Origin of the sequence: Streptococcus sp. VT 162 (assembly GCA_000688775.2) — a bacterium.
Classification (GTDB): Bacteria; Bacillota; Bacilli; order Lactobacillales; family Streptococcaceae; genus Streptococcus.
Map to the genome: position 1 here is coordinate 1,409,352 of CP007628.2, position 24,977 is coordinate 1,434,328.

25 protein-coding genes are annotated in these 24,977 nt (G+C 41.6%); 3 read left to right on the plus strand and 22 right to left on the minus strand.

Annotation, left to right across the window (positions count from 1 at the left end):
- Nucleotides 1-3 precede the first annotated feature (3 nt).
- The 9 genes from V470_07095 to V470_07135 all read right to left on the minus strand — a co-directional run bounded on the left by V470_07095 (nt 4) and on the right by V470_07135 (nt 6,934).
- Nucleotides 4-762, minus strand: a complete 759-nt coding sequence (locus tag V470_07095) for a triosephosphate isomerase (protein AHZ48182.1) — start codon at nt 760-762, stop codon at nt 4-6.
- A gap of 96 nt (nt 763-858) precedes the next feature.
- Nucleotides 859-1,536, minus strand: a complete 678-nt coding sequence (locus V470_07100; GenBank protein ID AHZ48183.1) for a DNA replication protein DnaD — start codon at nt 1,534-1,536, stop codon at nt 859-861.
- A gap of 8 nt (nt 1,537-1,544) precedes the next feature.
- A complete protein-coding gene (locus tag V470_07105) occupies nt 1,545-2,489 on the minus strand; it encodes a homoserine O-succinyltransferase (protein AHZ48184.1) in 945 nt (314 codons plus the stop codon).
- A gap of 186 nt (nt 2,490-2,675) precedes the next feature.
- Nucleotides 2,676-3,188: an adenine phosphoribosyltransferase gene (locus V470_07110; protein AHZ48185.1), complete on the minus strand. Its 513-nt coding sequence runs from the start codon at nt 3,186-3,188 to the stop codon at nt 2,676-2,678.
- A 179-nt stretch (nt 3,189-3,367) separates the two neighbouring features.
- The gene (locus tag V470_07115; protein AHZ48186.1) at nt 3,368-4,057 is read right to left on the minus strand and encodes a 50S ribosomal protein L1; all 690 of its coding nucleotides are present in this window, start codon (nt 4,055-4,057) and stop codon (nt 3,368-3,370) included.
- Between the two features lie 97 nt (nt 4,058-4,154).
- Entirely contained in the window at nt 4,155-4,580 is a 426-nt protein-coding gene (locus V470_07120; protein ID AHZ48187.1) for a 50S ribosomal protein L11, read from the minus strand.
- A gap of 122 nt (nt 4,581-4,702) precedes the next feature.
- Entirely contained in the window at nt 4,703-5,419 is a 717-nt protein-coding gene (locus V470_07125) for a D-alanyl-D-alanine carboxypeptidase (GenBank protein ID AHZ48188.1), read from the minus strand.
- Between the two features lie 14 nt (nt 5,420-5,433).
- A complete protein-coding gene (locus V470_07130) occupies nt 5,434-5,895 on the minus strand; it encodes a histidine triad protein (protein AHZ48189.1) in 462 nt (153 codons plus the stop codon).
- A gap of 1 nt (nt 5,896) precedes the next feature.
- Complete coding sequence (locus tag V470_07135; protein ID AHZ48190.1) at nt 5,897-6,934, minus strand: peptidase M42; 1,038 nt, start codon at nt 6,932-6,934, stop codon at nt 5,897-5,899.
- A 139-nt stretch (nt 6,935-7,073) separates the two neighbouring features.
- On the opposite strand from V470_07135, the gene V470_07140 reads away from it, so the two are divergent.
- Nucleotides 7,074-7,625: a hypothetical protein gene (locus V470_07140; protein ID AHZ48191.1), complete on the plus strand. Its 552-nt coding sequence runs from the start codon at nt 7,074-7,076 to the stop codon at nt 7,623-7,625.
- A gap of 316 nt (nt 7,626-7,941) precedes the next feature.
- Complete coding sequence (locus V470_07145) at nt 7,942-8,493, plus strand: hypothetical protein (GenBank protein ID AHZ48192.1); 552 nt, start codon at nt 7,942-7,944, stop codon at nt 8,491-8,493.
- 48 nt (nt 8,494-8,541) lie between these two features.
- Here the strand turns inward: V470_07145 and V470_07150 are convergent, their stop codons facing one another.
- From V470_07150 to V470_07210, 13 genes are all read right to left on the minus strand, one after another.
- Nucleotides 8,542-9,867: a branched-chain amino acid ABC transporter substrate-binding protein gene (locus tag V470_07150; protein ID AHZ48193.1), complete on the minus strand. Its 1,326-nt coding sequence runs from the start codon at nt 9,865-9,867 to the stop codon at nt 8,542-8,544.
- A gap of 260 nt (nt 9,868-10,127) precedes the next feature.
- Nucleotides 10,128-10,415, minus strand: coding sequence for a rhodanese (locus V470_07155; GenBank protein AHZ48194.1), 288 nt, complete (start codon nt 10,413-10,415; stop codon nt 10,128-10,130).
- Entirely contained in the window at nt 10,412-11,002 is a 591-nt protein-coding gene (locus V470_07160; protein ID AHZ48195.1) for a uracil-DNA glycosylase, read from the minus strand. Before V470_07160 ends, V470_07155 begins: the two co-directional genes overlap by 4 nt.
- 53 nt (nt 11,003-11,055) lie before the next feature.
- Nucleotides 11,056-12,456 carry a dipeptidase PepV gene (locus tag V470_07165; protein AHZ48196.1) on the minus strand — a complete coding sequence of 467 codons (1,401 nt, stop codon included), beginning with the start codon at nt 12,454-12,456 and terminating at the stop codon, nt 11,056-11,058.
- A gap of 12 nt (nt 12,457-12,468) precedes the next feature.
- Entirely contained in the window at nt 12,469-13,074 is a 606-nt protein-coding gene (locus V470_07170; GenBank protein ID AHZ48197.1) for an NAD(P)H nitroreductase, read from the minus strand.
- A gap of 174 nt (nt 13,075-13,248) precedes the next feature.
- Entirely contained in the window at nt 13,249-14,103 is an 855-nt protein-coding gene (locus V470_07175) for a serine/threonine protein phosphatase (GenBank protein ID AHZ48198.1), read from the minus strand.
- Nucleotides 14,093-15,940, minus strand: a complete 1,848-nt coding sequence (locus tag V470_07180; GenBank protein ID AHZ48199.1) for an excinuclease ABC subunit C — start codon at nt 15,938-15,940, stop codon at nt 14,093-14,095. The genes V470_07175 and V470_07180 overlap by 11 nt, the downstream gene beginning before the upstream one ends.
- Before the next feature lie 101 nt (nt 15,941-16,041).
- Entirely contained in the window at nt 16,042-16,743 is a 702-nt protein-coding gene (locus V470_07185) for a peptidase (protein AHZ48200.1), read from the minus strand.
- Between the two features lie 104 nt (nt 16,744-16,847).
- Nucleotides 16,848-17,627, minus strand: coding sequence for an acetyl esterase (locus tag V470_07190; GenBank protein AHZ48201.1), 780 nt, complete (start codon nt 17,625-17,627; stop codon nt 16,848-16,850).
- Between the two features lie 68 nt (nt 17,628-17,695).
- Nucleotides 17,696-19,357: a ribonuclease J gene (locus V470_07195; GenBank protein AHZ48202.1), complete on the minus strand. Its 1,662-nt coding sequence runs from the start codon at nt 19,355-19,357 to the stop codon at nt 17,696-17,698.
- A gap of 635 nt (nt 19,358-19,992) precedes the next feature.
- A complete protein-coding gene (locus V470_07200; protein ID AHZ48203.1) occupies nt 19,993-20,640 on the minus strand; it encodes a hydrolase in 648 nt (215 codons plus the stop codon).
- Nucleotides 20,641-20,998: 358 nt separating this feature from the next.
- Nucleotides 20,999-21,823 (minus strand): hypothetical protein, encoded by an 825-nt coding sequence (locus tag V470_07205; GenBank protein AHZ48204.2) that lies wholly within the window; start codon nt 21,821-21,823, stop codon nt 20,999-21,001.
- 2 nt (nt 21,824-21,825) lie between these two features.
- On the minus strand, nt 21,826-24,099 hold the full coding sequence (locus V470_07210; protein AHZ48205.1) for a single-stranded DNA exonuclease: 2,274 nt from the start codon (nt 24,097-24,099) through the stop codon (nt 21,826-21,828).
- Between the two features lie 119 nt (nt 24,100-24,218).
- Here V470_07210 and V470_07215 point away from each other — a divergent pair, with 119 nt between their 5' ends.
- Nucleotides 24,219-24,977, plus strand: coding sequence for a hypothetical protein (locus tag V470_07215; protein AHZ48206.1), 759 nt, complete (start codon nt 24,219-24,221; stop codon nt 24,975-24,977).

Below are 24,977 nucleotides of genomic sequence, written 5' to 3' on the forward strand. Positions count from 1 at the left end.
AGATTATTTTACAAAGTCAAGCAATGCCAAAAAGCTTTCAGCTTCAAGTGACGCACCACCAACAAGGGCACCGTCAACGTCTGGGCAAGCCATGTATGAAGCAACGTTTTCAGGTTTAACAGAACCACCGTATTGAACACGAACTTTGTCCGCAACTTCTTGACCAAAGTCAGCAGCTACAACGTCACGAACGACTTTACACATTTTTTGTGCGTCGTCTTGTGAAGCTGATTTACCAGTACCGATAGCCCAGATTGGCTCATAAGCGATAACGGATGCAGCAACTTGTTCAGTTGTCAATCCAGCCAAAGCAGCAGATACTTGAGCACCTACGAATTCAGCAGCTTTACCAGCTTCGTAAGTTTCAAGTGACTCACCACAACAGATGATTGGAAGCATACCGTTTGCAAAGATTGCTTTTGCTTTTTTGTTGATATCTTCGTCGGTTTCATGGAAGTAGTCACGACGTTCTGAGTGACCGATCACAACGTAGTCAGTACCGATTTCTTTCAAAACTTGTGGGCTAGTTTCACCAGTGAAAGCACCTGCATTTTCAAAGTAGCAGTTTTGAGCAGCAACTTTAAGGTTTGAACCTTTAGCAGCAGCAAGAACAGCTGTCAAATCAACTGCTGGAGCTGCGATACCTGCTTCAACAAGGTCTGATGAAGGAAGTTTTGATGCAACGGCTTCAACGAATGCTTTTGCTTCTTCTGGATTTTTGTTCATTTTCCAGTTACCAGCGATAAATGGTTTACGTGACATTTCACATACCTCTTTTTTCATTTTATTCACTATTATTCTATCATATTTATAAGGAGCTTGCAAACCTTACTCTAATTTTCAAGATTTTTCAAGCGACTAATCTTGCCACAAATTCATGGCATCGAGGAAATCAGCCGAAGCCTGAACTTGTTTGGGATTGTTCGCTTCTCGCTCTGCTCGTTTGGCCTCTACCTGAGCCACAGACTGAATACCTTCATGGCGCCAGTTTCGTAGGATTGCCTGAATATATTTCCAGTTTGGCTTGCCATTGAGAACAGCCTCTCGGAGAGCTTCCTTGATCAAATCCGCCTTAACTCCGTCTTCTTTGACAGTCTTAGAAAGATCTTCGATTTCAAATGGTGTTAATAAGCGTCCCAATTCTTGCTGAAAAGTTTCAACCAGATCCTTCAATTGATTCTGCGGATTTGGGGCTGTTGTAGCTGGAGCTTGGGTATCTAGCAAGCTATCCAAGCGTTCAAAAGCCAAACTAGCATCAAAAATCAGCTCAATTTCCCCATTTAGTTCAATGGTCCGATATTGTAGCAAACCATTTTCAGTCAAATTCGAAATGGATTGGTTGACATCTGCCACCTCTTTGCCAATGATTTCAGCAATCTGACTAGGTGAAACATCTCCTAGGGCTGTGGTATTTTGTAAATAGAAAAATTGCCAGACGAGAAAATCATCGCTGGAAGGAAAGAGTTCCTTAAAATGCAAGAGCAGGGCACTTGGCAAAACCAAGTTCCCTGATTTAAAAGCGTCAAAATATGTCATAATTCCTCTTATAGATATCCAAATGCAGCCGCATCATCCTCTACCTTTCTCCAGTCAAAAGGGGTTTCTTGATAAACTGCATAGTTTACCCAATTGCTGAAAAAGAGGGCAGCTGATGAAGACCAACAGAGACAGGGCGTCTCATTTACATCATCATTTTTAAAGTAGTTCTCTGGGATATGAGGGTCGAGTCCCGCCTCATAATCACGAAAATACTCTCTTGCCAAAGTGTCACGATCGTACTCCAAATGACCAAAACTATAAATCTCACGCAAATCTCGACTAGCTAGGATAGAAACCCCAACCTCAGGACCTTCTGACAGAATCTCCAGATTGGTCTTGTTTAAGATTTCTTCTTTTAAAATCTCAGTATGACGAGAATGAGGAGCTACATAGCGATCATCAAAACCTCTAAAAAGAAGGTGCCCTTCTTTCAAGGTGTCCTGTGGATAAATTCCTGATAGTTTCCGATCCATCTGGTGCTTTTCAACGCCATAGCGAACATATAGACCTGCTTGAGCTCCCCAACAGATATGGAGGGTTGAAAAAACATGCGTCTTGGACCATTCGATGACCTGCTTGAATTCCTCCCAGTAGTCCACCTCTTCAAAAGGCAAATGCTCGACTGGTGCTCCTGTGATAATCATTCCATCAAAAAAGTCATCCTTGACCTCTGGAAAGGTCTTATAGAAGGTTTCCATATGTTCGGCACGGGTTGTCTTGGAACGATGTGTTTCCATATATAAGAAATCAATATCTAATTGCAAAGGGGTATTAGCCAAATGTCGCAAGAGTTGCGTTTCTGTTACCATCTTTTGAGGCATGAGATTTAAAATCAAAATCTTCAAGGGGCGAATATCCTGATGAGCAGCCCGTTGGTCGTCCATAACAAAGATATTTTCTGTCCTTAAAATCTCCACAGCTGGTAATTTTTTATCAATTCGAATCGGCATAATACCCTCCTAACAGTTCTCTATTTCGGGAATGATGTTGTCTGTTTGAAAGCAAAAACCTCCAAATACTTCTTCCCTTTATTATACTGCATGAAGATATAGTTTTCAATTATAGTTTTTCTCTAACTAGCTATAGTTAATTTATATAGCAGATGAAGAGAAAACAGCCCCAAGGACTGTTTTTCATTAATAATGCATAAGTACCTTGTAATCGTAATCTCCGATTTTTTCACGGCCTTTAAGCTCATCCAACTCAATCAAGAAAGCACAACCGGCTACAACTCCACCAAGTCTTTCAATCATCTCAATCGTTGCCTTAACAGTTCCACCTGTTGCCAAAAGATCATCTACGATGAGAACACGTTGACCTGGTTTAATCGCATCAGCATGCATGGTCAAGGTATCAATACCGTACTCTTTCTCATAGTCAGCAGAAATGACTTCACGTGGCAATTTCCCTGGTTTACGAACAGGAGCAAAGCCAATTCCCAACTCAAAAGCAACTGGGCAACCAACAATAAATCCACGAGCCTCTGGACCCACAATCATGTCGATCTTCTTGTCTGTTGCATACTGAACAATTTCACGAACAGCGTAGCTATAGGCATTACCATCTGCCATCAATGGGCTGATATCACGGAAGGTGATACCTTCCTTAGGATAATTTTCAATCGTTGCGATATAATCTTTTAAATTCATCTTTTTCTTTCTTTCAAAGTTTTTACTCTCTATTATACCACATTTTCTGTGAAAGAAGAAGAGGAAAAGCACTATTCTCTTGCTCTATCATGATATTAATGGAGTTATTTTCCCTGGTGTGAACTTATCATCAAAAAAAACGAGCACTTTCGCACTCGTTCTCTGATATAAACTACTGATTAAAGTGAGTTTACGTCAACCTTGATACCAACACCTTGAGTAGTTGTGATTGTCAAGTTTGTTACGTAAGTTCCTTTAGCTGTAGCTGGTTTTGCTTTTTGGATTGTTTCGTTGAAAGCTTTAAAGTTTTCAACCAATTTTTCAGCTTCAAATGATACTTTACCGATGATTGCTTGAACGTTACCTGCACGGTCAGCACGGTAAGTGATTTTACCACCTTTAGACTCTTCAACTGCTTTAGCAACATCCATTGTTACAGTACCAGTTTTAGGGTTTGGCATCAAGTTACGTGGTCCAAGGACACGTCCAAGACGTCCAACAAGAGCCATCATGTCAGGTGTAGCGATAACTACGTCGAAGTCCAACCAACCGTCGTTGATTTTCGCAACAAGGTCATCTTCACCAACAAAGTCTGCACCAGCAGCTTTTGCTTCTTCAGCTTTTGCACCACGTGCGAAAACAAGAACGCGTGAAGTTTTACCAGTACCGTTTGGCAATACCATTGCGCCACGGATTTGTTGGTCAGCTTTTTTAACGTCGATGTTCAAGTTATAAGCAACTTCTACAGTTGCGTCAAATTTTGCAAAGTTAGTTTCTTTTGCAAGTGCTACAGCTTCTTCTACACTGTATGCTTTTGTGCTGTCGATTTTTTCAAGAGCAGCACGAAGTTGTTTGCTTTTTTTAGCCATTTTCTATTCTCCTTGTAAGTGGTTCAATCGATTTTCATCTCCCACGTCACTTCTCGAAATGATGAAGTCTTGCGGGTTATATTGGGGGTGTTATTGATTAGTCAACAACAGTGAATCCCATAGAACGAGCAGTACCTTCGATCATACGCATTGCAGACTCAATGTTTGCTGCGTTCAAATCTGGCATCTTAGTTTCTGCAATTTCTTGTACTTGTGCACGAGTAACTGTAGCAACTTTAGTTTTGTTAGGTGTACCTGATCCTTTTTCAACACCTGCAGCTTTTTTCAAAAGAACAGCAGCTGGTGGTGTTTTTGTAACGAAAGTAAATGATTTGTCTTCGTATACTGAGATAACAACTGGAATGATCATCCCAGCTTGGTCAGCTGTACGAGCGTTGAACTCTTTTGTGAATCCCATGATGTTGATACCAGCTTGACCAAGAGCAGGTCCAACTGGTGGAGCTGGTGTAGCTTTACCAGCAGGGATTTGCAATTTTACAAGTTTTTCGACTTTTTTAGCCATTTTTAAATCCTCCTTTGTGGTTTTGGCGGTAATTAGAGATTTTTACCTCCCACAAGTATGCTTTACACATACCTTTCCATTATACACTATTTATCTAAAAATGCAAGAGAAAAATTACTTTTTTAATCGACGTAATCGCCACCTTCAAAGCCATAGTACTCTTCCAAACTGAGACCACTTGCAGCAATTTCTTTGGCTTCTTTTCCAACGTAGCGGAGATGCCATTCTTCAGCCATGTAGCCAGTCTCTTTTTCCTTACCTTTGAGATAGCGAACGACAAAGCCATAGTCAGCCGCATGATCCAAGAGCCACTGGGCTGCCTTTTCTTCAGTGACTAAATCACCATCTGTCCCAATAAGGTCAAATGCAAGACCTGTTTGGTGTTCACTGTAACCTGGGCGTGCTGAGTAGCGATCTGCTGCTTCCTTACCGTCTTGATTCACATAGTCTTGATAAAGTTTGGTTTGAGTTTCATAACTTCTAAAACCACTGTAGTGATCGCTGATTGGGTAGCCAGCTGCTTGCATTGCTGCAATGAGTTTCAGCAACTCTGCTTTAGCTGTTGGATTTTCTCCTGGATTATAGTCTTTTGACAAAGGATAGTGCTTATTAGCTATGACGATTTCATCGTACTTCCCTTGAATACTATAGTAGTCTCCCTTATTGACAACTTCTGCCTTCTTCTGACTAGAGGCTTGAGATTTGCTCCCTACAGTTCCTTCAGGTTGACTAGTTTGTTCCGTTTTTTGAGTGTTTTCTTCATTTTTAGGTTTTTCTTGAGAACATGCTGCTAGGGTTACTGCCAGCAAACCAGATAAAACGATGTATCTTTTTTTCATTTTTTCTTCCTCTCTTATACCAAGTGCTTCTCTAATTCATCGGATAAGGCTTTAATCATTTGTTCCAACTCATGGGATTTCACTTGGCAATCTTCTGCCGCCATTTCTTCCCATGGCACCCACCAGACTGGACCACGGCCATTCAATCCATGACCCCTCATATCACCTGATCGTCTTGGAAAGAGGTGCCAGTGAGCGTGGGCATCTCCATTTCCTAGGAGTTCAATATTCATCTTTTCAGCTTTAAACGTTTTGGCAACAGCTTCTTGGACCAAACTCATTTCCTCTAGAAAACGAAGTTTTACAGAAGTCTCCATATGGTGGAGTTCTGTGACATGCTCTTTTGCTAAAAACAAGGTATAGCCCTTAAAGTATTGGTGGTCTCCAATAACAACATAGCCTGTCTCTAGTTCTTTTACAAAGTAGGGATTTTCCCCTGCCTTGATCCATTCAATTCTTTGACAAATCAAGCACATATTAGTCTACCAAGGTGCTCTTGAGATAGGCGTCTACCATACGCTCAGTCGCCACGACCGAATCAATGTGTGTTCGTTCGTAAGAGTGACTGGATTCAATACCAGCTCCAAGGAGGGCATGCTTAACCTCTGCTCCTGCTGACATAGCTGCTGAAGCATCCGAACCGTAAAATGGATAAATGTCGAGCTTAAATGGAATATCTTGCTCCTTCGCCAAAGCTACCAAGTGTTGACGGAAGTCATAGTGATAGGGACCTGAAGCGTCCTTGACACAGATAGACACTGTATATTCATCCGTCTGCTGGTCATCGCCCATAGCTCCCATATCCACAGCTAGATATTCCACTACCTGAGCTGGAATATTGGAGTTCGCACCGTGACCCACCTCTTCGAAGACTGAAAAAGCAAAATGAGTTGTTACTGGCAATTCAATCCCCTCTTCCTTGTAAATACGAAGAAGATTGAGCAAAATTGCTGCGCTGACCTTGTCATCCAAGTGGCGAGACTTGATAAAACCAGTTTCTGTCACAACTGTTCGCGGATCGAAACTAATAAAGTCTCCAACCTCAATACCCAAGGCGCGGGTTTCTTTTTCATTACTTACTTTTGCATCCAAACGCACTTCCATATTGTCCTGTGTGCGTTCAGCAGTTCCCGCATCTTTGTAGACATGGCAAGAAGTCTGATGGATGAGAATGGTTCCAGATACCTTTTTACCTGTGCTAGCCACATGAACCGTACAGTTTTCTCCTTCAATCATGTTCCAAGGAAAACCACCGATACGATCCAATTTGAGACGGCCATCCGGTTTGACTGCACGGACAATAGCACCCAGCGTATCCACATGGGCAGTCACATAGCGCTGTTGGTCATCATTTTGACCTTTAATAGTAACATTGACACCACCCTTGGCTGTACGAACCGGCTGGTAACCAAGTTTCTCTATAGTATGGACTAGATAGTCTGAAATCTCACGAGTAAAGCCCGTCGGAGATGCAATAGCAGTTAGTTCTTTGATATAGTTTATAGTCTGATTCATTTCTTCACCTCTTTCCTACCATTATAACATTTTTCTAGTCAGACTCCTTCTCAAAAGGAGAAAAACTGTGTTTAGTTGCTTTCACTATAGATCCATGTTATAATACAAATACTTTGATTATGAAAGGAAAGTAAAAAATATGAAATCATACTTTAAAGTATCACTAGCCCTTGTGGCTTCACTTGTTCTCCTGCTCGGATGTTCCAAACAAGCATCAACACCTACCAACAGCAGTACCAAAGAAGACACAACAACTCAGTCAAGTGAGAGCAAACAAAGCACTGAACAATCATCTGAAAAGAAAGAAACAACTAAAACACATACCTTTGTAAACAAAAATAATTCTGGAATCACTTCTACCTTGGTTTATACTGTAGAGGGGGACAATGTTATCAAGCAAACCGCTCAAAATGTTGCAGATCCTGAGATTCTTAACGCAACTCCAGAAGATGTCAAGAGTTTTATCGAAGAAAAGTACAAAGGTTATAATGGACTCAAAGGTGTTAAACAAACGATTGAAATCAAAGATGGAAAAGTTGTTCAAAATCTAGAAGTTGATTTCTCAGTTGCAAGTATTAGCGAACTTAGAAAAGCACTTCCTGAAGAATATTCTGGTATCGGCAATCGTGTGAGTTTCTCAAACTCAAAAAAAGCACTGGAAAAAATGGGATTCACAGAAAAGACGAACTAATCTCCTAAAATTTCATATAGACTAGTGTAGGTCCACCCCAAAAGTTAGACACAACTCTAACTCTTGGGGTGTTTTATTACATCCCTAAACGATGAGTTCAATAGATTCATCGCAATTCCATAAAAAGTGCATTTAAAACTTCCCACTTTTCAATCCATAGGATAAAAGTTCTTTGAAATAGATAGAGACAAAACATTAATCGTCAGACTAGTTTCTATTCGTTGTCATGTCAGGTCAGATGAGAGGGGAGGTCTAGTTGATTTTGTAGTAGAATCATGTTATAATACAAAATACTTTGATTATGAAAGGAAATTTTATGAAAACTTATGTTAAAACTTCATTAGCTCTAGTGGCTTCACTTATCCTCCTACTCGGATGTTCCAAACAAGCATCAACAACTGCAAACAGCAGTAGCAAAGAAGACACAACAAATCAGTCAAGCGAGACCAAACAAAGCAGTCAACAATCATCTGAAAAGAAAGATGAGACAAAAAACTATATTTTTGTTCACAATAGCAATCCCGGAAGAACTTCTACCTTGACATACACTGTTAAGGGGGATGATGTTGTAAAACAAGAAGTCTATAATGTTTTTGACCCTGAAATACTGGACAAGTCAGCAGAAGAGATTAAAGAACTTATCGTGAAAACTTATAAAAAGGAGGAAGGACTTAAAGGCATTACACAAAATATCGAATTCAAAGATGGAAAAGTCATCCATAGCATGGAGGTTAACATGACTGTTGTGAATCTCGAAGAGATGAAAAAAGCAATGCCAAATGAAGTTTCTGGCTCTGGAAGCCGTGTAAGTTTTCTAAAAACTAGAAAAATGCTTAAAGAGGCTGGTTATACTGAACAAACCAACTAATGAGTCGTGTTCATACAAAAAATTCTTGGTCAATGACCAAGAATTTTTTTATTCCATCTCAAAAACATCACTCTCTTGTTTGTTTGGTAGAACCAATGAAAGCAAGATTCCGATAATAGCTGGCACTAGCCATGGAAGAGAGGCTGACGCAAACGGAAGGGCATTAATCAGATTTTCTAGAAACTCAATCTTAAAGGAACTTCCAAGGACACTTGCAAGAGCAATAGCTGTAACAAGCCCAATAGTTAACTGCATGCCCGGTTTTGATAGGGCTACAAACTTATTCACAATCACGATCATCACAATGGCGATGGTGATTGGGTACAAGATTACCAGTACTGGCACTGAGTACTTAATGATCGCATCCAGACCAAGATTTGCAATAGCAAATCCAATCAAGGTAAAGGCAGTTGCATAGGCCTTGTAGCTGATTTGTGGGAAACGTCCGTTAAAGAACTCTGCTGTCGACACAATCAATCCAACTGTCGTTGTGAAGCAGGTTACAGTTACCATAACAGCAAGGAAGAGTTGAGCTGTTGAACCAAAGATTTCCTGAGTTGCTTGCGACAAGATATAAACACCTGGTGTTCCACCCTTCATCACTTCTGCTGGTACTGGGAAGTGATTTCCAAGGAATCCTAAACCAATGTAAAGAGCGCTAAAGGCAAGAGCTACAACGATACCAACCACCCAAATAGTTGAAATGTATTCTTTCTTACTGGAGAATCCAAGTTGTTTCAAGGTTTGAACAGCAATCACACTAAAAGCCACTGAGGCAAGGGCATCCAAGGTGTTATAACCTTCTAGGAATCCTGTACCAAAGGCAGAAGCTTGATAAGCAGCTGAAGCCACTTGAGGGCTTGTTCCACCATATTTGAAGGCACCTAGTACAACCAAGATAACGATCAACAAAGCAAAGACTGGCGTTAAAACACGTCCGATTCGATCCAAGATTTTTGATGGATTGAGTGAGATCAAATAGGCCGCTGCAAAGTAAAGCACAGTAAAGACAATCAGTCCTAGACCTTTGTTTGCTTCGGATAAGAGGGGACTAATCCCAACTTCGTAAGCTGTTGTGGCTGTACGCGGAATGGCAAAGAAGGGACCAATCGATAGATAGAGGACTGCAAGATAAAGCGTCGCAAACCAAGGTGAGATTTTCTTAGAAATCTCGTGAATGTATCCTTTCGGGTTTAGCGTTCCAATAATAAGTGTCAAGACGGCAATACCAACACCTGAAAAGACAAAACCTGCGATAGCAGGAAGAAATTGTTCTCCAGATAAAGCACCTAGAGAAGGTGGAAAAATCAAGTTTCCCGCACCAAAAAATATTCCAAACAGGAGCAAGCCTGTTAGGGCACCTTTTTTAGCCATAAAAATCTCCTTCAAATTTCTAAAATACTGACCTAGTATACCATGATTAAGACTCTGAAAAAAGTATCCAAAATTAATCATTGAATGTTTTCAATATTTTTAAAAATAAGAATTATCTAAAAATCATAACCACCCGTCTAACGGGTGGTTTGCACCAGGCTCGCACCTTACGGAGCGAGACGGACTAATAGTCACATAACAAAATCCCTCACTCAGTTGGAACCGAGCAAGGGAAGATTAGGATCTATCGCTATAGAGGTTTAAAGATTTTCAAAGGCCGTCACTCCACCTTGGACATTGATAACGTCATAACCCTGTTCAGCTAGAAATTGACAAGCACGCGCTGACCTCATCCCAGATTTACAAATGACATAATACAAGAGGTCTTTGTCCAATTGATCATAAGTATCAGCCAATTGACTAAGTGGTAGGTTCTGAGCACCTTCTAAATGAAGCGTCTCGAACTCTTCTACTTCTCTCACGTCTATGACTGAAAGGGATTCTTTCTGATAAAGCTGGTAAAAATCGTTAAAAGTAATTTCTTTCATTTTGTTTCTCCAAGAATCTTTTGAATTCTTTTTTTCAAATCGGGCACCACTTCTGACTCAAACCAAGGATTCTTAGCCATCCAGATTTGATTTCGTGGTGAGGGGTGCACCAGAGGGAAAAATTCTGGTAGATAGTCTTTGTAGTGTTTCACCCGCTCTGTCACCTTGCCACTAACTTTTTCATGTAAATAATAGGCCTGGGCATATTGTCCAATCAAGAGAGTTAATTGGATATCGGGCAACTCTTGCAAGAGTTGCGGATGCCATTTTTCTGCGAAACCTGTACGAGGTGGCAGATCACCCGACTTGCCATGTCCTGGAAAGTAAAAATCCATTGGCAGAACTGCAAACAAGCCTGAATTGTAAAAGGTATCTTCATCTACACCTAGCCAGTCCCGCAAGCGATCACCACTCTTATCCTTCCAATAAATCCCAGCTTCTTGGGTTTTAAGCCCCGGTGCCTGACCGACAATATTGATGCGGGCAGTTTTTGGCGCCGCAAAGAGAGGTTCGATTCCGCGTTCTGTATAGCTGGTATTCTGTGGATCCGCCATAATGGCTTGCTTGATTCTTTCGATTTGAGACATCTGTTTTCCCTCCAAAAAGAAGTCCAAGCATACAATCTCAGACTTCTATCGTTTTATTTGATCAATTCGTAAATAGCTTCTGCATAGATTGCTGCTGCTCGGAAGAGATCGTCCAAGGCGATAAATTCATTGGCTTGGTGCATGGTGTCAATAGAGTCTGGGAACATGGCACCGTAGGCAACTCCACGTTCCAGCAAGCGACCAAAGGTACCACCACCGATGACTTGCTCATGACCTTGGAGACCAGTTTGTTTTTCATAAACATTCAACAAGGTTTGAACGAGTGGATCTTCCATTGGTACATAGTGAGGGGTATGACCGTGTTCAGAAAGGCTAACAGAAGCAACTGGCAAGTTTTCAAGAACTGACTTGATTTGCTCTGGACTTGTTCCTTTTGGATAACGGAAGTTGAGGGCAATCGTATTGTCAGCACTTGTTTCATCAAAGCGGAAGACACCGGCATTCATAGAAAGGGAACCCATCTTTTCATCTACATGAGCAACCTTGAGATTTGTACCCTCATGGTCATTCAAGAGAATCTTACCAGCGATGTCGACGTAGTCTTTGGCTGGTCCAGCAAAGTCAAATTGGCTGAGGAAGAGGGCCAGATAGGTCGCACCATTGACACCTGAAGCAGGCATAGCACCATGAGCTGATTTACCAATGATGGTGACCTTGTATTTGCCAGCATCTTCTTGAATTTCTCCTCTGAGTTTGTTCTCTGCAACGAAGGCGTCTAGCTTAGCTTGCAAGTCAGCTAAATCACCTGAAACAACTGCAGTTGCTGATTCAGGTACCATGTTTTCACGCAAACCACCTGTGAAGCTGTGAAGACGGGCTGCACCTGTATTTTCACCTGCAAAGTGGAGGTATTCCGTGATGTTTCCTTTTTCACCATTGATGATAGGGAATTCAGCGTCTGGAGAGAAACCGAAGTCTGGTTTCGCAAGTCCTACATGTTCAAAGTAGTAGTCCATGTCTGCCCAACCTGATTCTTCGTCTGTTCCGACGATGAAACGAACTTTTTTAGAAGTTGGAAGACCTAATTCTTTGATGATTTTCAAACCATAGTAACAAGCTGTTGTTGGACCCTTGTCGTCTGAAGCTCCACGCGCATAAAGGCGACCATCTTTGATAGTTGGTGTATAAGGGTCCGTGTCCCAACCGCTACCAGCTGGCACCACGTCCATGTGAGCAAAGATTCCGAGAACTTCTTCTCCTTCACCAAACTCAAAATGTCCTGCGTAGTTATCGACATTTTTAGTTGGATAACCATCGCGGTCTGCGATTTCAAGGAATTTTTCCAAGGCTTTTACTGGACCAGGTCCAAATGGATGCTGAGCGTCCGCCTTGCTGTCATCACGTTCTGAGTTGATTTCCAAAAGGCTAAACAAGTCAGCCAAGAGGTCCTCTTTGCGTTTTTCTACTTCTGCTGTAAAATCAATTGCTGTCATTTTTTCTTCTTTCTATCTTTTCTCGATAATTTCATCCACTGGCAAGCGGTAGCTTGGTTCTAATTTTTCGTCAGTGTAACCTACCGTAATCAAGAGTTCTGGGCGGAAACGGTCTTCAATGTCCAAAACTTCGTTGGCTTTTGATTTGTCAAATCCAAGGATAATGTTAGAACCGATTCCTTGGTCTGTAAGAGCCAAAACCAAATTCATGGCAACCAAACCTGCATTGAGGGCTAGATAGTCGCTGATCTGTTGCTCACTGTAACGCGCAAATTCAGCAGGCAGATTCTTCATAAAATATTGAAGTTGCTCTTCAGAAAAGTTATTAGCACCACCAACTCGGGCAATCTTACGAGCACGTTTAGCCAAATCTGTATCTGTAAACAAGGCAATGGTTACAGGTGCTGATGACACCTGCTCAAAGTTCGCACCATAAGCCAATTTTGCCAATTCAGCATTTTTCTCACGAACGACTACAAACTTCCACGGCTGGCTGTTATGGGCACTTGGGGCCAAGGTTGCGATTTCGATAGCCGTACGCACATCTTTGGGATCTACTGGTTTATCAGTAAAATGCTTAGTCGCATGACGTTTTTTATTTAATTCAAGAAATTTCATAATCGATTTCCTTTTCTAATTCTACTGCATCCATTCTACCATATTTTGAAAGAGCTTGCAGAGATTTTTCATAGAAAGAAATTGGAACACGGATGAAGTCCTGGATTTAAACTTATCATTAAAATCAGATTTTTCCTCATCCAGTTCCAACTAATTTTCAGGGGTTTTAAGAAACTAGTCTACCTTATATTCTGACTTTATAGCCTCCAAAAATTTCTTCACATCCTCCACATACCCATGCTTTTCAATTAAACTAGCTAAGAGTTCTAGATTGTGCCCCCGATAGTTGTCATCTCGGCGTAGTTCTTCATACATTTCGATAAAAGGAAGCCCCTTGGATTTGGCCAATTCTAACTCTGCTTCATAATCGTAGGAAACTTTTCGGAATAGAATATTTACCAATTCCCCGTCTTCCACTTCTATCACGGCATACTGGGCACGGTGATTTTTTAACGCCTCCCAATTAAAATAGGGCATGCCAATCGACCCTGGATTGATGATTTGTTGCCCTTGACTGCCATAACGAAGCAACTGCTTGTGAACATGACCATAGACTGCCACGTCAACTTCATCATCTAGGAGTTGGTCAAATTTCTCTGTATCATTCTCAACTAGCAAGTCACCACCATAGTTCTTATTTGGCAAATTATGAGAAAGAGAAAAGCGCAGTCCGTCAACTTCTCTCTTTTCTAGCATAGGTAAGCTTCGTAGCCAGTCAATCGTTGCAGGATCCATTCGCTCCATCAAATACTGCGTCATACGCAAGAGCTGAACTTCCTGTGGGTCTTCTAAGCCATATTGCCCATCTAAAGCCTCAAGGACACAATCATCCCAATTGCCTCGAACACTTGCCGTGATAGGAAGTTCCTTTAACAGAGCGACCAAGTCATTTGCACCTGGACCAGGTAGAAAAATATCTCCCAGAAGCCAATATTCAGTGACTCCGTGAGCTTTAGCATCTGCAACCACTGCTTCTAGTGCCGTTGCATTGCCATGAATATCTGATAAAATTGCGATTTTATGGTTCATGATAGTTTCCTTCCGTTTGGTAATCTACTCTCTCTTCTGCTACTTGAGCCAACTCCACTTCTTCCTGAGGGTTCAACTTTCTCTGAACAGCTTCTGCGACTGCCCTTGGCACACCAACTTCGACAATTTCATCCACACTGGCTTCCTTGATTTTAGTGAGAGATTTAAAATGCTTCATGAGATTCTGCTTGCGTTTAGGTCCCAGACCGTCAATCCCATCCAATTGAGATGAAAAAGAATTTTTTGAGCGCAGTTGGCGGTGGAAGGTGATAGCAAAGCGGTGTACCTCATCTTGGATGCGTTGAAGGAGGAAAAATTCCTGAGAATTTCGTGACAACTCCACCACTTCCAGCGGATCTCCAAAGAGCAATTCATGGGTTTGGTGCTTATCATTTTTTTGAAGCCCAGCAATGGGAATGTCCAAACCTAGCTCTTCTTGGATGACTTGCTTGGCGATATTGACTTGACCTTGTCCCCCATCAATCACAATCAAATCTGGCGGGGTTAAACCATCACGTTGAACTCGGCCATAACGTCTGCGAATAACCTCACGCATACTAGCATAGTCATCTGGACCGACAACCGTTTTTATCTTGTACTTTCGGTAGTCTTTTTTACTTGGTTTGCCATTGACAAAAACCACCATAGCTGAAACAGGACTGGTTCCCATGATATTAGAGTTATCAAAGGACTCGATGCGAACTGGAGTCGGTATTTGGAGCAAGTGTCCCAGATTTTCAATAGCTCCTTGGGTCTTTTCAACAGATTTCTCTAGCAGATTGAACTTTTGCTCCAGACTAACACGGGCATTTTTTATGGCTAGATTGACCAGCTGTTTTTTCTCACCACGCTGAGGTTTGAGAATCTTGGTATCCACCAAGACCTTGACTGCTTCTTCATCGATATCCTGCGGAATCAGCACCTCATTGGGAACCAGGTGAGATTTTTCTTGATAGAATTGTCCCACATAGGTCAAGAAGTCCTCATCCGGATCATTGTAGTAGGGGAAGAGATTGACATCCCTCTCAATGAGCTTGCCTTGACGAACAAAGAAAACCTGGACACACATCCAGCCCTTATCCACATAGTAACCAAAGACGTCCCGATTTTGCAAATCTTTCGCCATGACCCGTTGCTTGGTCCGAAGTGTTCCAATGGCCTGAATCAGATCACGGTATTCCGCTGCACGTTCAAACTCCATACTTTGAGCCGCCTTTGCCATCTTCCCCTTGAGGTCATCGATGATTTTATCATCCTGCCCTTTTAGGAAATCAGAAACCTCCTGAGCCATGGACTTGAAATAGGCCTCATCTTTTTTACAGATTGTGTGGGCCATACACTGGCCGATATGGTAGTAAAAACAAACCTTAGAGGGTGGATTAGTACACTTGCGAAAAGGAAAAATCCGGTCCAATAGTCGCTTGATTTCATTGGCTGCCCCTACATCGGGATAAGGTCCAAAATAAAGACCACCGTCCTTTTTGACCTGACGGGTGATAATCAATCGAGGATAACGCTCATTGGTGATTTTGATGAAGGGATAGGACTTGTCATCCTTGAGCATGATATTGTACTTGGGCTTATTCTCCTTGATGAGGTTGATTTCTAGGAGAAGTGCCTCAATATTGGACTCAGTGACGATAAATTCAAAATCTACAATTTCAGACACCAGTGCCTCCGTCTTGGTATCGTGACTTCCACGGAAATAGGAGCGCACACGGTTGCGCAGATTTTTAGCCTTTCCTACATAGATAATGGTGCCATTTTTATCCTTGTGAATGTAACAACCAGGGCTGGTCGGTAGGAGCTCTAGTTTTGATTTGATCAAGTTATTCATAGTTCCATTATAGCAAAAAGGCCGTAACAGGACGAACAAAAAGCCCCACCAATCACTTGTTGGAGGAGCTTTGATTTCTTTTCAGATTGCACCGACTTCATCTAGTCGCTACTGGAATAGAGTTCTTGAACAGCTGTCACATCCTGAGGCTGAATCCCATAATAGGAACCTGCTGGCTGCATGACAGAAGTCTCGTTGGTATGATCCAAACCGATGGCATGCCCCAGCTCGTGCTCCGCCGTGTGCACGATTCGGTCATAAGAATAACCATAGTTTGGATTGGATAGATAATAGTGATTCAGGCGAACCGTTACAGATATAAATTGTTTGGTTAACAAATTGGTTTGACTCTCGGCTTGACCTGCTACAGCGGTCGATCCATCATTCATCTCACTTGCCACAATATCTGCCTGGCTAGGATCCGCAACCACCTCAAAGGTAAAGGCTCCCGTTTGATTCCAGTTTTTTATGGCTTCTGCATAGGCACCTTGGAAGGTTTCATCCATTTGAGGCTCAATATAGATGCGAGCTGAGGCTTGAGCCCACTTGCCTTCTGCATGTTGGTGACTGTCTGTCTGAGACAAGACTTCCAGCGTTCCCGTCTCCTTCCATTGATTCCAGCCACCTTGACCAATCTTGCTCATTTTTTCAACCTGATTGACCGCAGAATGAAAATCACCTGTCAGATACCAAACCACTCCAAAGGCAATGATCAGTAGAATGACCACAGTCCAAACCAGACGCCAGAAGAAACGCCAAATTCCCAAAAGAAATCGGAAGAATAATCGAATAATCCAGAACATGACGCCCCACCTTTCATAAAAATAAGAACCTATCTTGAAATCACATTCTCCTTGATCAAGATAGATTCTCTATTTTACTGAAGAAAGCTGAAAGAAACCTAAAACTAAGATAAACGTTCTTCCAAGACAAAGTCAATTGGTAGAGTAGCTAAAAAACGCTCCAATTGTTTTTCCCAGTAGTACCACTCGTGCTTACCTGGACTATGACTATAGGTCACCTCAAAACCTAGTTTTTTGAGGTTTTTCACTGCGAGGTTATTGGCAGAGTAGAGATAGTCTTGCTCCCCACACCAAGCCCATAGTTTGGTCTTTTGATCGGACTTTGCAGCCGTGCTTTCAAGCGAATGAGGGCTAGCTGTCCAGTCTTTAATCTCTCCAAAAACTCCTCGCCAGTAGGCAAGTGACCCCAGATCCTGACTTTCAGGAGAAAATTCTTGAAAACTGAGCGCACCAGAAAAACTAGCCGCATGAGAAAAACGATTTGTCGATAGAGCGAGTTTGAAGGAACCATATCCTCCCATGGAGAGACCTGCTATGAAGGTCTTTTCTCGCTTGCTGGTCATATTGGGGAAGAAACGTTTCATGACTTGGGGGAGTTCTTCTGCTAGAGCAGTATAGTAGTTATAGCCATACTGAGTATCTGTGTACCAGCCATTGCTAGTATTGGGCATGATAACAATGAGATTGGTTCCACGCAACAAGCGTTCGACATTGGTACGTTTGAGCCAGCTATTTTGGTTTCCTGACATTCCGTGCAAAAGATAAAGAACAGGAATATCCGTGCAATCTGGTTCAGTCACCCGACTAGCATCTGGATAGAGTACGGTAACGCCCCACTCCATATCCAAAACTTTTGAGTAATACTCAATATTCATAACTGCCATGGTTGTCTCCTTTTACTATTCTATAAGAAAAAGCCGAATTTCGACTTTTTCTGTAGGTATTCTGCTTATTATTTTGCTTCCATCACGACTGGCAAGATTGCCGGGCGACGCTTGGTTTGATCAAAGAGGTACTTGGTCAGATTGTCGCGAACCTTGCCTTTGAGATCTGCCCAATCAAAGTCATCACCTTGAAGATACTCTTCTACCGTTTGGTTAATCAATTCTGAACTTTCACGGAGAATGTCACGACTCTTCTTGAGATAAACGAATCCACGCGTGTGAACACGGGCCTTGGCCACAATTTTCTTCTCACGACGGTTGACAGTGATCGCCACGATAAAGATTCCATCCTCTGACAAGACCTTACGGTCACGAAGGACGACATTTCCAACATCCCCGATGGCATTTCCGTCAATCAAGACATCCCCTGCAGAAACTGCTCCAGCTGGAACAAAGTCTCCATGTTCATAAGACATGGTCGTTCCCTTTTTAGGGATGAAAATGCGTTCCGGCAACATTCCAACTGCCATGGCAGCCTTGGCATGCGCATCCAACTCACGATACTCCCCTTGGATAGGGAAGAGGTAGTTCGGCTGTAGAAGATTGATCATCAACTGCAAATCACGCGCATTCCCGTGTCCGGATACTCGCAAGCTTTGGGTAATGAGTTTCACCACACCACCAGCTTGGTAGATCATGTTTTCAACACGCGCCATGACAGCTTCTTTGGCGATAGATGGAGTCGTTACGATATAAACTAAGTCCCCGTCTTTGATTTCCACATAGCGGTGGCGACCGATGGACATCTTACGAAGTCCATTAATCGGCTCACCCATACGCCCAGTCTCAAGGATAATCAACTCATGGTCGTCAAAACGAGACATTTCTTTGGGTTTAATCAAGAGACTTTCATTGGCTAGAGACAATTTTTTGAGTCGAATCGCAGTGCGGACGATATTTTCAATATCAAATCCAGTCAAAACAACTCGGCGACCTGTATCTGCTGCAGCATCAAAAACCTGCTGGATACGAGAAAGGTTGCTGGCAACTGCGGCAACGATGATACGACCTTCCCAGTCTGCAATGGTCTGGGTAATTTCGTCTCCAACTTCACTCTCGCTCGCCACCTGAATATTGCTGTCTGCATTGGCTGAATCACTGAGGAGTGCCAAGACACCATCACGACCAATCTCTGCCAAACGAGCAAAATCTGTCGCATAGGATTCGCTAGCTGTCTGGTCAAACTTGAAGTCCCCTGTGTAAACTATGCTACCTTCAGCTGTTTTCAGGACTACTCCCAAACTTTCTGGGATAGAGTGGGTTGTACGGAAGAAGGAAACCACAGTCCCTCCAAAGTCGATCTCTGTATCTTCATCAATCACATGGAAGTCATTGAATTTCTTAACCGTATCATTTCCTTTGACAAAGAGTTTGGCCAACTCAATGGTCAACTCAGAACCAAACACAGGCACCTTAGCCTCTGCCAAAAGATAAGGCAAGGCACCAATAGCATCCGCATGTCCGTGGGTCAAAAAGACCCCTGCAATACGATCGCTATTTTCAAAAAGGTAGTCCATATTTGGAATGACGACATCAACACCTAGTTGTTCATTTTCAGGGTATTTAAGCCCTGCATCCAAAACAAAAATAGAACCATCGATTTCAGCGATGTACATATTTTTACCATTTTCTCGTACACCACCTAGTGTTGTTAAACTAATATTACTCATTTTTCCTCCGAAACTTCATTTATCTTGATTATAGGGTGAATTTACCCTCTTATTCTAAAAGCACTAATACTTTTATACTCTTCGAAAATCTCTTCAAACCAAGTCAGCTTCCATCTGTAGCCTCAAAACAGTGTTTTGAGCAACCTGCGGCTAGCTTCCTAGTTTGCTCTTTAGCTTCCTAGTTTGCTCTTTGATTTTCATTGAGTATTAGCCGAATCTTTTCCTACCATTATACCATTTTTTTGATTATTTTCAAAACGAAGATCGGTTTTTAACTAGAGATTAGTCACTACTGTGAATCAAATCTTTTTACTTTGACTTCTCTTTTGGAGGCTTCATCTAAGATAATAGAACGATTTTACCATCAAAAATATAGATTTTCTGAATCAATTTGATTTCAGATACCTTTCTCGAACTCTAAATTTCTCTTTTAGTTCAAAAAACTTGCTTTTACCTCTCGACTTGAGAACTATTTTCCACAAAGACATGGTTTATCTACATCCAAAAGCGAAAATTTCCTGTTCGCTACAGAATCTAAAAAATTTTCAGCAATTAGTCATTAAGATGGAGGCTAACGATAGGAAATTTTTTCAAAAAGAAAAAAGACTTAGAAATTCTAAATCTTTTTATCATCTTTAATTTGGATAGATATAAGTGACGTTACCTAAAAATTCATGTGGATTAAAGAAGCCACGGTAATTCGCAATCTGCTTTTGACGTCTGTAGTTTGCTTCCAATACCTGGATAGAGTTTTCACTTTGAACATCTGTTACATAAGCAACGTGTCCATATTCACCACCGTCCCAAACGGCGATTGCTCCTACTACTGGAACACTTCCTGTCTTATAGCCTTGAGCGCTCGCGTAGATTGCCCACGTGTTGGCATTTCCCCACCAGTTGCTGGCCCAAGGCGCCAATTCTTTCACACCCCATGTACACTGACCAACAGGATAAGAGTTTCCATAGTTTGTTGGAGTCTTTTCGACAACATCCTCTGTATCTGATACCACGTTCGCAGTGCTAGCTGGAGCACTGTAGGTTGAGCTAGCCTGAGCGGAACCACTCACTTCCAATACATCGCCTGGGTGGATAGTGTCAAAGATGGTTTTTCCATTCAAAGCTGCCAACTCATGCGGATCCATGCCGTTTGCAGTTGCGATGGCATAAAATGAATCACCGTCTTGGACAACGTAAGAGTTCGCGTGCACAGTTTGAGCACCAACTGTAGCTAAAATAGCGGTAGAAGTCAAACCAAGAGTCAGTTTCGTAACTGTTTTTTTCATAACTGGATTCCCCTTATATTTTCTTGATAAGAAAATCATACTTGATTTACATGTCAGTTCGTTTAGAGTTATATTTTAGTCATGTTACAAAAATTTATACTTTTACTACATAAGGTTTAAAAGCAGACATCGTATAAAGTGATAGAAGAGAATAAAAAAATGAATCATTTCCCCAACCTTTACATCAGCAAACCATCCAAAAGACTATCCAATCAACCACTCCCACACCAAGCATTTATCCGTCAAAAAGAGACCGAGATAGGTCATCTCAGTCCCTTTCCACCCATAACTCCATTAAAAAGTCATACATTTCCTGCACGGTACCCAGCGCCATCATTTCTTGGTATTTGACGGTTCTTTAGCTATCTTTTTCTACTATCTCTGGAAAATAACTTTCAAAATATGCCTTGGTAAGGCTAAATAAATGTAATTTTTTACCCTCAATATTCACAAAATTCATTTTATCATTGATTCCTTCTAATTTTAAATCATAGACATATTTATTTTCTAAAATATCAATAAAAAATATTTTAATCTTTTCAATATCTTCAATTCTTGAGTCAAACTTCAATAGTAGATTATTTGAGGTTTTCTTATCAATCATAAATCTTTCTTCAGCCTTTAATTTATGATTACCTCCCGATCCATTTTTTTCTATATATTCTATTTTATCAATTAAGGCATGACCTAACCCAATATTTCTAATTTTTATAAGAATAGCAATCGATTCTTCATCTTGAGCATCTTCTTTGTTAATCTTTATATAATTATACTGACAGATATAATTCTTGCCTTGTTTCTTGCCTTGTTTCTTGCCTTGTTCTGAATCTATTTTTAAACAATTAGAGGTATGTTTATGTTTATCTTTACTTCCCATTTGTTCATAATTTAATCCAACATTCAATATTGGTCTAACTGAGTCACATTTTTCTTCCCTATATTTTGTATTTTCATTCTTTAGAGTATATACAATCAAATAACTCCCAATAATTGACCCATAATAAGCTAACCAATCAAAGTCTATTGTTTTTCTCAAATTAATACCAAAATCTTCAGTTCCAAAGTGCGTTTTTAAAACAATTTTTACAACAGCATACAATATAGGTAAAAAAGACACAAAAAAGAATATTACTATTACTTTATCTTTAACAATCCAGCTTGAAATTTTCTTTAAAGACATCATGCTTATCCTTTCAAAAAGTCATACATTTCCTGCACGGTACCCAGCGCCATCATTTCTTGGTCTTTAACGGTCTGTTTGAGATTTTGGTAAATCTGACTTTCAGCAATTTCCCTTTTCGGCGCTTCTTTATTGACTGTCATGACACCATCTTTGATCGTCACAAAGCCCAGCTCTTCAAATACTTGGATCATCTTGACCAGCAAGATTTGTTGGATATTGAGATAAGTTGCCAAATCTTTCAGCTTGTAGCGAATATCAAACTCTGGGAACTGGTAAATGGTCTTGTACAATTTGGCAAACTGTTCCCTAGTCCCATAACCTGTCAGATAGTAGGCCTTATCGATGTCATTTTTGAAATAGACAGCAGAGAAATCCTGTTCCTGAAAAATGGTCTTCAGCAAGGTAATATCCTCGGGAATGGTTTTCACAACCACAGCATCACTAGTCGCTAAATCTGGCACCTCTCCAGAGAAATCCAAGACTGGAACCCCTTCTGGCAGGGCTACGTTCTTCCCACGAATGTTAAAGAGTTGAACACCTTCCACACGCGCATCCACCATCATCAACTGGAGGGCAGTTTGCCCATTCCATTGGTTGACAGACAGGGTGACTGCTAATTCTAGGTTTTTTGTTTGAGCAAACTCTGTCGCCCATCTACCTTGTCCGAAGGCCACCACTTCAAAACTCGCCTCACCCTTGGAAATTTTTAGTTTGAGGTGGGCATTGCCTGCTCCCATGGTTCTGGCACTTTCGACATGAAAATCCTTGATATAAAAGACAGGTTTCTGATTGTCCATTCCAAAAGGTGCCAAACGTTCAAAGTTTTTGACCGTTTCCAAGCTAAGCGTCTCCAAGTCTAGCTCTTCGTCTAGATTTAACTTGTTCTTACCACTAGCATCTGCACCTTTTTCACGGACATAGTCTTCCAAAACCTGAGATAAATCTGAAAGTTTCTCAACTTCCAGCGTCATTCCAGCTGCACCAGCATGGCCGCCAAAGGCGATAAAGAGATCTCGGTGGGGATCCAGAGCTTCAAAAATATCGACCGCTTCCACACTACGAGCACTGCCCTTGGCACGACCATCTTCTATATTAAGAACGATAACTGTCTGCCCTAGCTCTTCCAACAAACGACCAGCAACGATACCCAGAACGCCAGGATTCCAGCCTTCCTTTGCCAAGACCTGGACCTTCTTCTCAGGATCCACCATGGTCTTAGCTTCTTCATAGATTGACTGAACGATTTCCTTGCGCTCTTCGTTTTTCTGGTGAATCATGAGGGCAATCTCATGAGCTTCCTCGTCGTCAAATCCAGTCAGCAAATCAATGGCAGGATTAGGATCATCCAAGCGCCCCAAGGCATTTAAACGAGGGGCAATCTGGAAACCAACCGTTTCTTCTGTTACTTCATTAGCAGCAATTCCAACCATGTCTAGCATTTCTTGTAGTCCAATGCGCTGGGTATGTCCCAACATTTCCAGACCATATTGGACCAAAATGCGATTCTCATCCGTCAAACTCACCATATCAGCAATGGTACCGATAGCGACCAAATCAAGCAATTCCACTTGCACTTCTTCTAAAAGAGCGCAAGCTAGCTTGAAAGCCACTCCGCATCCGGCCAAATATTTGAAAGGATAGTCCGCATCCGGATGCTCAGGGTGAACAATGGCAAAGGCATCGGGAAGGGTTTCAGGCATGGAATGGTGGTCGGTCACAATGACATCCACTCCCATAGACTGGGCCAATTCAATGGCTTCGTGACCCGCAACCCCATTATCCACTGTCACAATCAAGGAAATACCCTCTTGCTCGATAAAATATTTATAGACACTGGCATTGGGGCCATACCCATCGGTAAAACGATTAGGCAGGTAAACACGGCACTCGGCGCCAAGCTGTTCTAAACTTTCCTTCACAATCGAAGCCGAAGTCATGCCATCCGCATCGTAGTCTCCATAAATGAGAATATTTTCCCCTTCTTCAATGGCCTGACGAATCCGTTCCACTGCCTTATCCATATCATGGAGCAGATAGGGGTCATGTAAATCCTCTAAAGAAGGTTCTAAAAACTTCTTTAGACTTTCTTCATCCTGAATCCCTCTTTCAAATAATAACCGAGCCACCTCAGGACCCAGTCCAGCCTTCTTGGCTATCTTTGTAAAATCCGCATCTTCAACCTGCGGGGCAAACTGCCATTCATAAGTAGGTGTTATCAAAAAGACATCCACTCTTTCTAAGAATTCTATCGTTTCATTATAACATGATTTAGGCATTTTCTCTATCCAGATTGCTTTTTTATAACATTTTAGTGAATTTTTTCAGATATGATTTGACAAGAACATTCTTTTGGTGTAGAATCATGTTATAAAATCTAACACAAAGGAGATCTCTCATGGCTTTAGTAGAATTTAAAAACGTCGAAAAATATTACGGAGACTATCACGCACTCCGCGACATCAATCTCCGTTTTGAAAAAGGACAAGTTGTTGTCCTGCTTGGACCTTCCGGCTCTGGGAAGTCCACTCTTATCCGTACGATTAATGGTTTAGAGGCTGTTGACAAAGGAAGTCTCCTAGTCAATGGACACCAAGTAGCAGGTGCTAGTCAGAAAGATTTAGTTCCTCTTCGTAAGGAAGTTGGCATGGTTTTTCAACATTTTAACCTTTATCCACACAAAACAGTGTTAGAAAATGTTACACTAGCGCCCATAAAGGTTCTAGGAATTGATAAAAAAGAAGCTGAAAAAACAGCCCAAAAATATCTGGAATTTGTAAATATGTGGGACAAGAAAGATTCCTATCCAGCTATGCTATCTGGTGGACAAAAACAGCGGATCGCCATCGCTCGTGGTCTTGCCATGCATCCGGAACTCCTCCTCTTTGATGAGCCAACATCTGCTCTTGATCCTGAGACCATTGGAGATGTTCTAGCAGTTATGCAAAAACTGGCGCATGACGGGATGAATATGATCATCGTTACCCACGAAATGGGCTTTGCTCGAGAGGTTGCGGACCGCATCATCTTTATGGCAGACGGAGAAGTTTTGGTGGATACGACAGATGTCGATGACTTTTTTGACAACCCAAGCGAACCTCGTGCCCAACAATTCCTCAGCAAAATTATCAACCACGAAAGTGACAAAGTCAAATAA

What these genes read in the sequence shown, in the direction of transcription:
- V470_07095 (AHZ48182.1), bottom strand. Translation starts at nt 762, where the DNA reads ATGTCACGTAAACCATTTATCGCTGGTAACTGGAAAATGAACAAAAAT.
- V470_07165 (AHZ48196.1), bottom strand. Translation starts at nt 12,456, where the DNA reads ATGACAGCAATTGATTTTACAGCAGAAGTAGAAAAACGCAAAGAGGAC.
- V470_07185 (AHZ48200.1), bottom strand. Translation starts at nt 16,743, where the DNA reads ATGTTCTGGATTATTCGATTATTCTTCCGATTTCTTTTGGGAATTTGG.
- V470_07180 (AHZ48199.1), bottom strand. Translation starts at nt 15,940, where the DNA reads ATGAATAACTTGATCAAATCAAAACTAGAGCTCCTACCGACCAGCCCT.
- V470_07125 (AHZ48188.1), bottom strand. Translation starts at nt 5,419, where the DNA reads ATGAAAAAAAGATACATCGTTTTATCTGGTTTGCTGGCAGTAACCCTA.
- V470_07175 (AHZ48198.1), bottom strand. Translation starts at nt 14,103, where the DNA reads ATGAACCATAAAATCGCAATTTTATCAGATATTCATGGCAATGCAACG.
- V470_07195 (AHZ48202.1), bottom strand. Translation starts at nt 19,357, where the DNA reads ATGAGTAATATTAGTTTAACAACACTAGGTGGTGTACGAGAAAATGGT.
- V470_07105 (AHZ48184.1), bottom strand. Translation starts at nt 2,489, where the DNA reads ATGCCGATTCGAATTGATAAAAAATTACCAGCTGTGGAGATTTTAAGG.
- V470_07160 (AHZ48195.1), bottom strand. Translation starts at nt 11,002, where the DNA reads ATGTCTCAAATCGAAAGAATCAAGCAAGCCATTATGGCGGATCCACAG.
- V470_07200 (AHZ48203.1), bottom strand. Translation starts at nt 20,640, where the DNA reads ATGAAAAAAACAGTTACGAAACTGACTCTTGGTTTGACTTCTACCGCT.
- V470_07120 (AHZ48187.1), bottom strand. Translation starts at nt 4,580, where the DNA reads ATGGCTAAAAAAGTCGAAAAACTTGTAAAATTGCAAATCCCTGCTGGT.
- V470_07155 (AHZ48194.1), bottom strand. Translation starts at nt 10,415, where the DNA reads ATGAAAGAAATTACTTTTAACGATTTTTACCAGCTTTATCAGAAAGAA.
- V470_07150 (AHZ48193.1), bottom strand. Translation starts at nt 9,867, where the DNA reads ATGGCTAAAAAAGGTGCCCTAACAGGCTTGCTCCTGTTTGGAATATTT.
- V470_07135 (AHZ48190.1), bottom strand. Translation starts at nt 6,934, where the DNA reads ATGAATCAGACTATAAACTATATCAAAGAACTAACTGCTATTGCATCT.
- V470_07170 (AHZ48197.1), bottom strand. Translation starts at nt 13,074, where the DNA reads ATGAAATTTCTTGAATTAAATAAAAAACGTCATGCGACTAAGCATTTT.
- V470_07215 (AHZ48206.1), top strand. Translation starts at nt 24,219, where the DNA reads ATGGCTTTAGTAGAATTTAAAAACGTCGAAAAATATTACGGAGACTAT.
- V470_07140 (AHZ48191.1), top strand. Translation starts at nt 7,074, where the DNA reads ATGAAATCATACTTTAAAGTATCACTAGCCCTTGTGGCTTCACTTGTT.
- V470_07205 (AHZ48204.2), bottom strand. Translation starts at nt 21,823, where the DNA reads ATGATGTCTTTAAAGAAAATTTCAAGCTGGATTGTTAAAGATAAAGTA.
- V470_07100 (AHZ48183.1), bottom strand. Translation starts at nt 1,536, where the DNA reads ATGACATATTTTGACGCTTTTAAATCAGGGAACTTGGTTTTGCCAAGT.
- V470_07130 (AHZ48189.1), bottom strand. Translation starts at nt 5,895, where the DNA reads ATGTGCTTGATTTGTCAAAGAATTGAATGGATCAAGGCAGGGGAAAAT.
- V470_07145 (AHZ48192.1), top strand. Translation starts at nt 7,942, where the DNA reads ATGAAAACTTATGTTAAAACTTCATTAGCTCTAGTGGCTTCACTTATC.
- V470_07210 (AHZ48205.1), bottom strand. Translation starts at nt 24,099, where the DNA reads ATGCCTAAATCATGTTATAATGAAACGATAGAATTCTTAGAAAGAGTG.
- V470_07110 (AHZ48185.1), bottom strand. Translation starts at nt 3,188, where the DNA reads ATGAATTTAAAAGATTATATCGCAACGATTGAAAATTATCCTAAGGAA.
- V470_07190 (AHZ48201.1), bottom strand. Translation starts at nt 17,627, where the DNA reads ATGGCAGTTATGAATATTGAGTATTACTCAAAAGTTTTGGATATGGAG.
- V470_07115 (AHZ48186.1), bottom strand. Translation starts at nt 4,057, where the DNA reads ATGGCTAAAAAAAGCAAACAACTTCGTGCTGCTCTTGAAAAAATCGAC.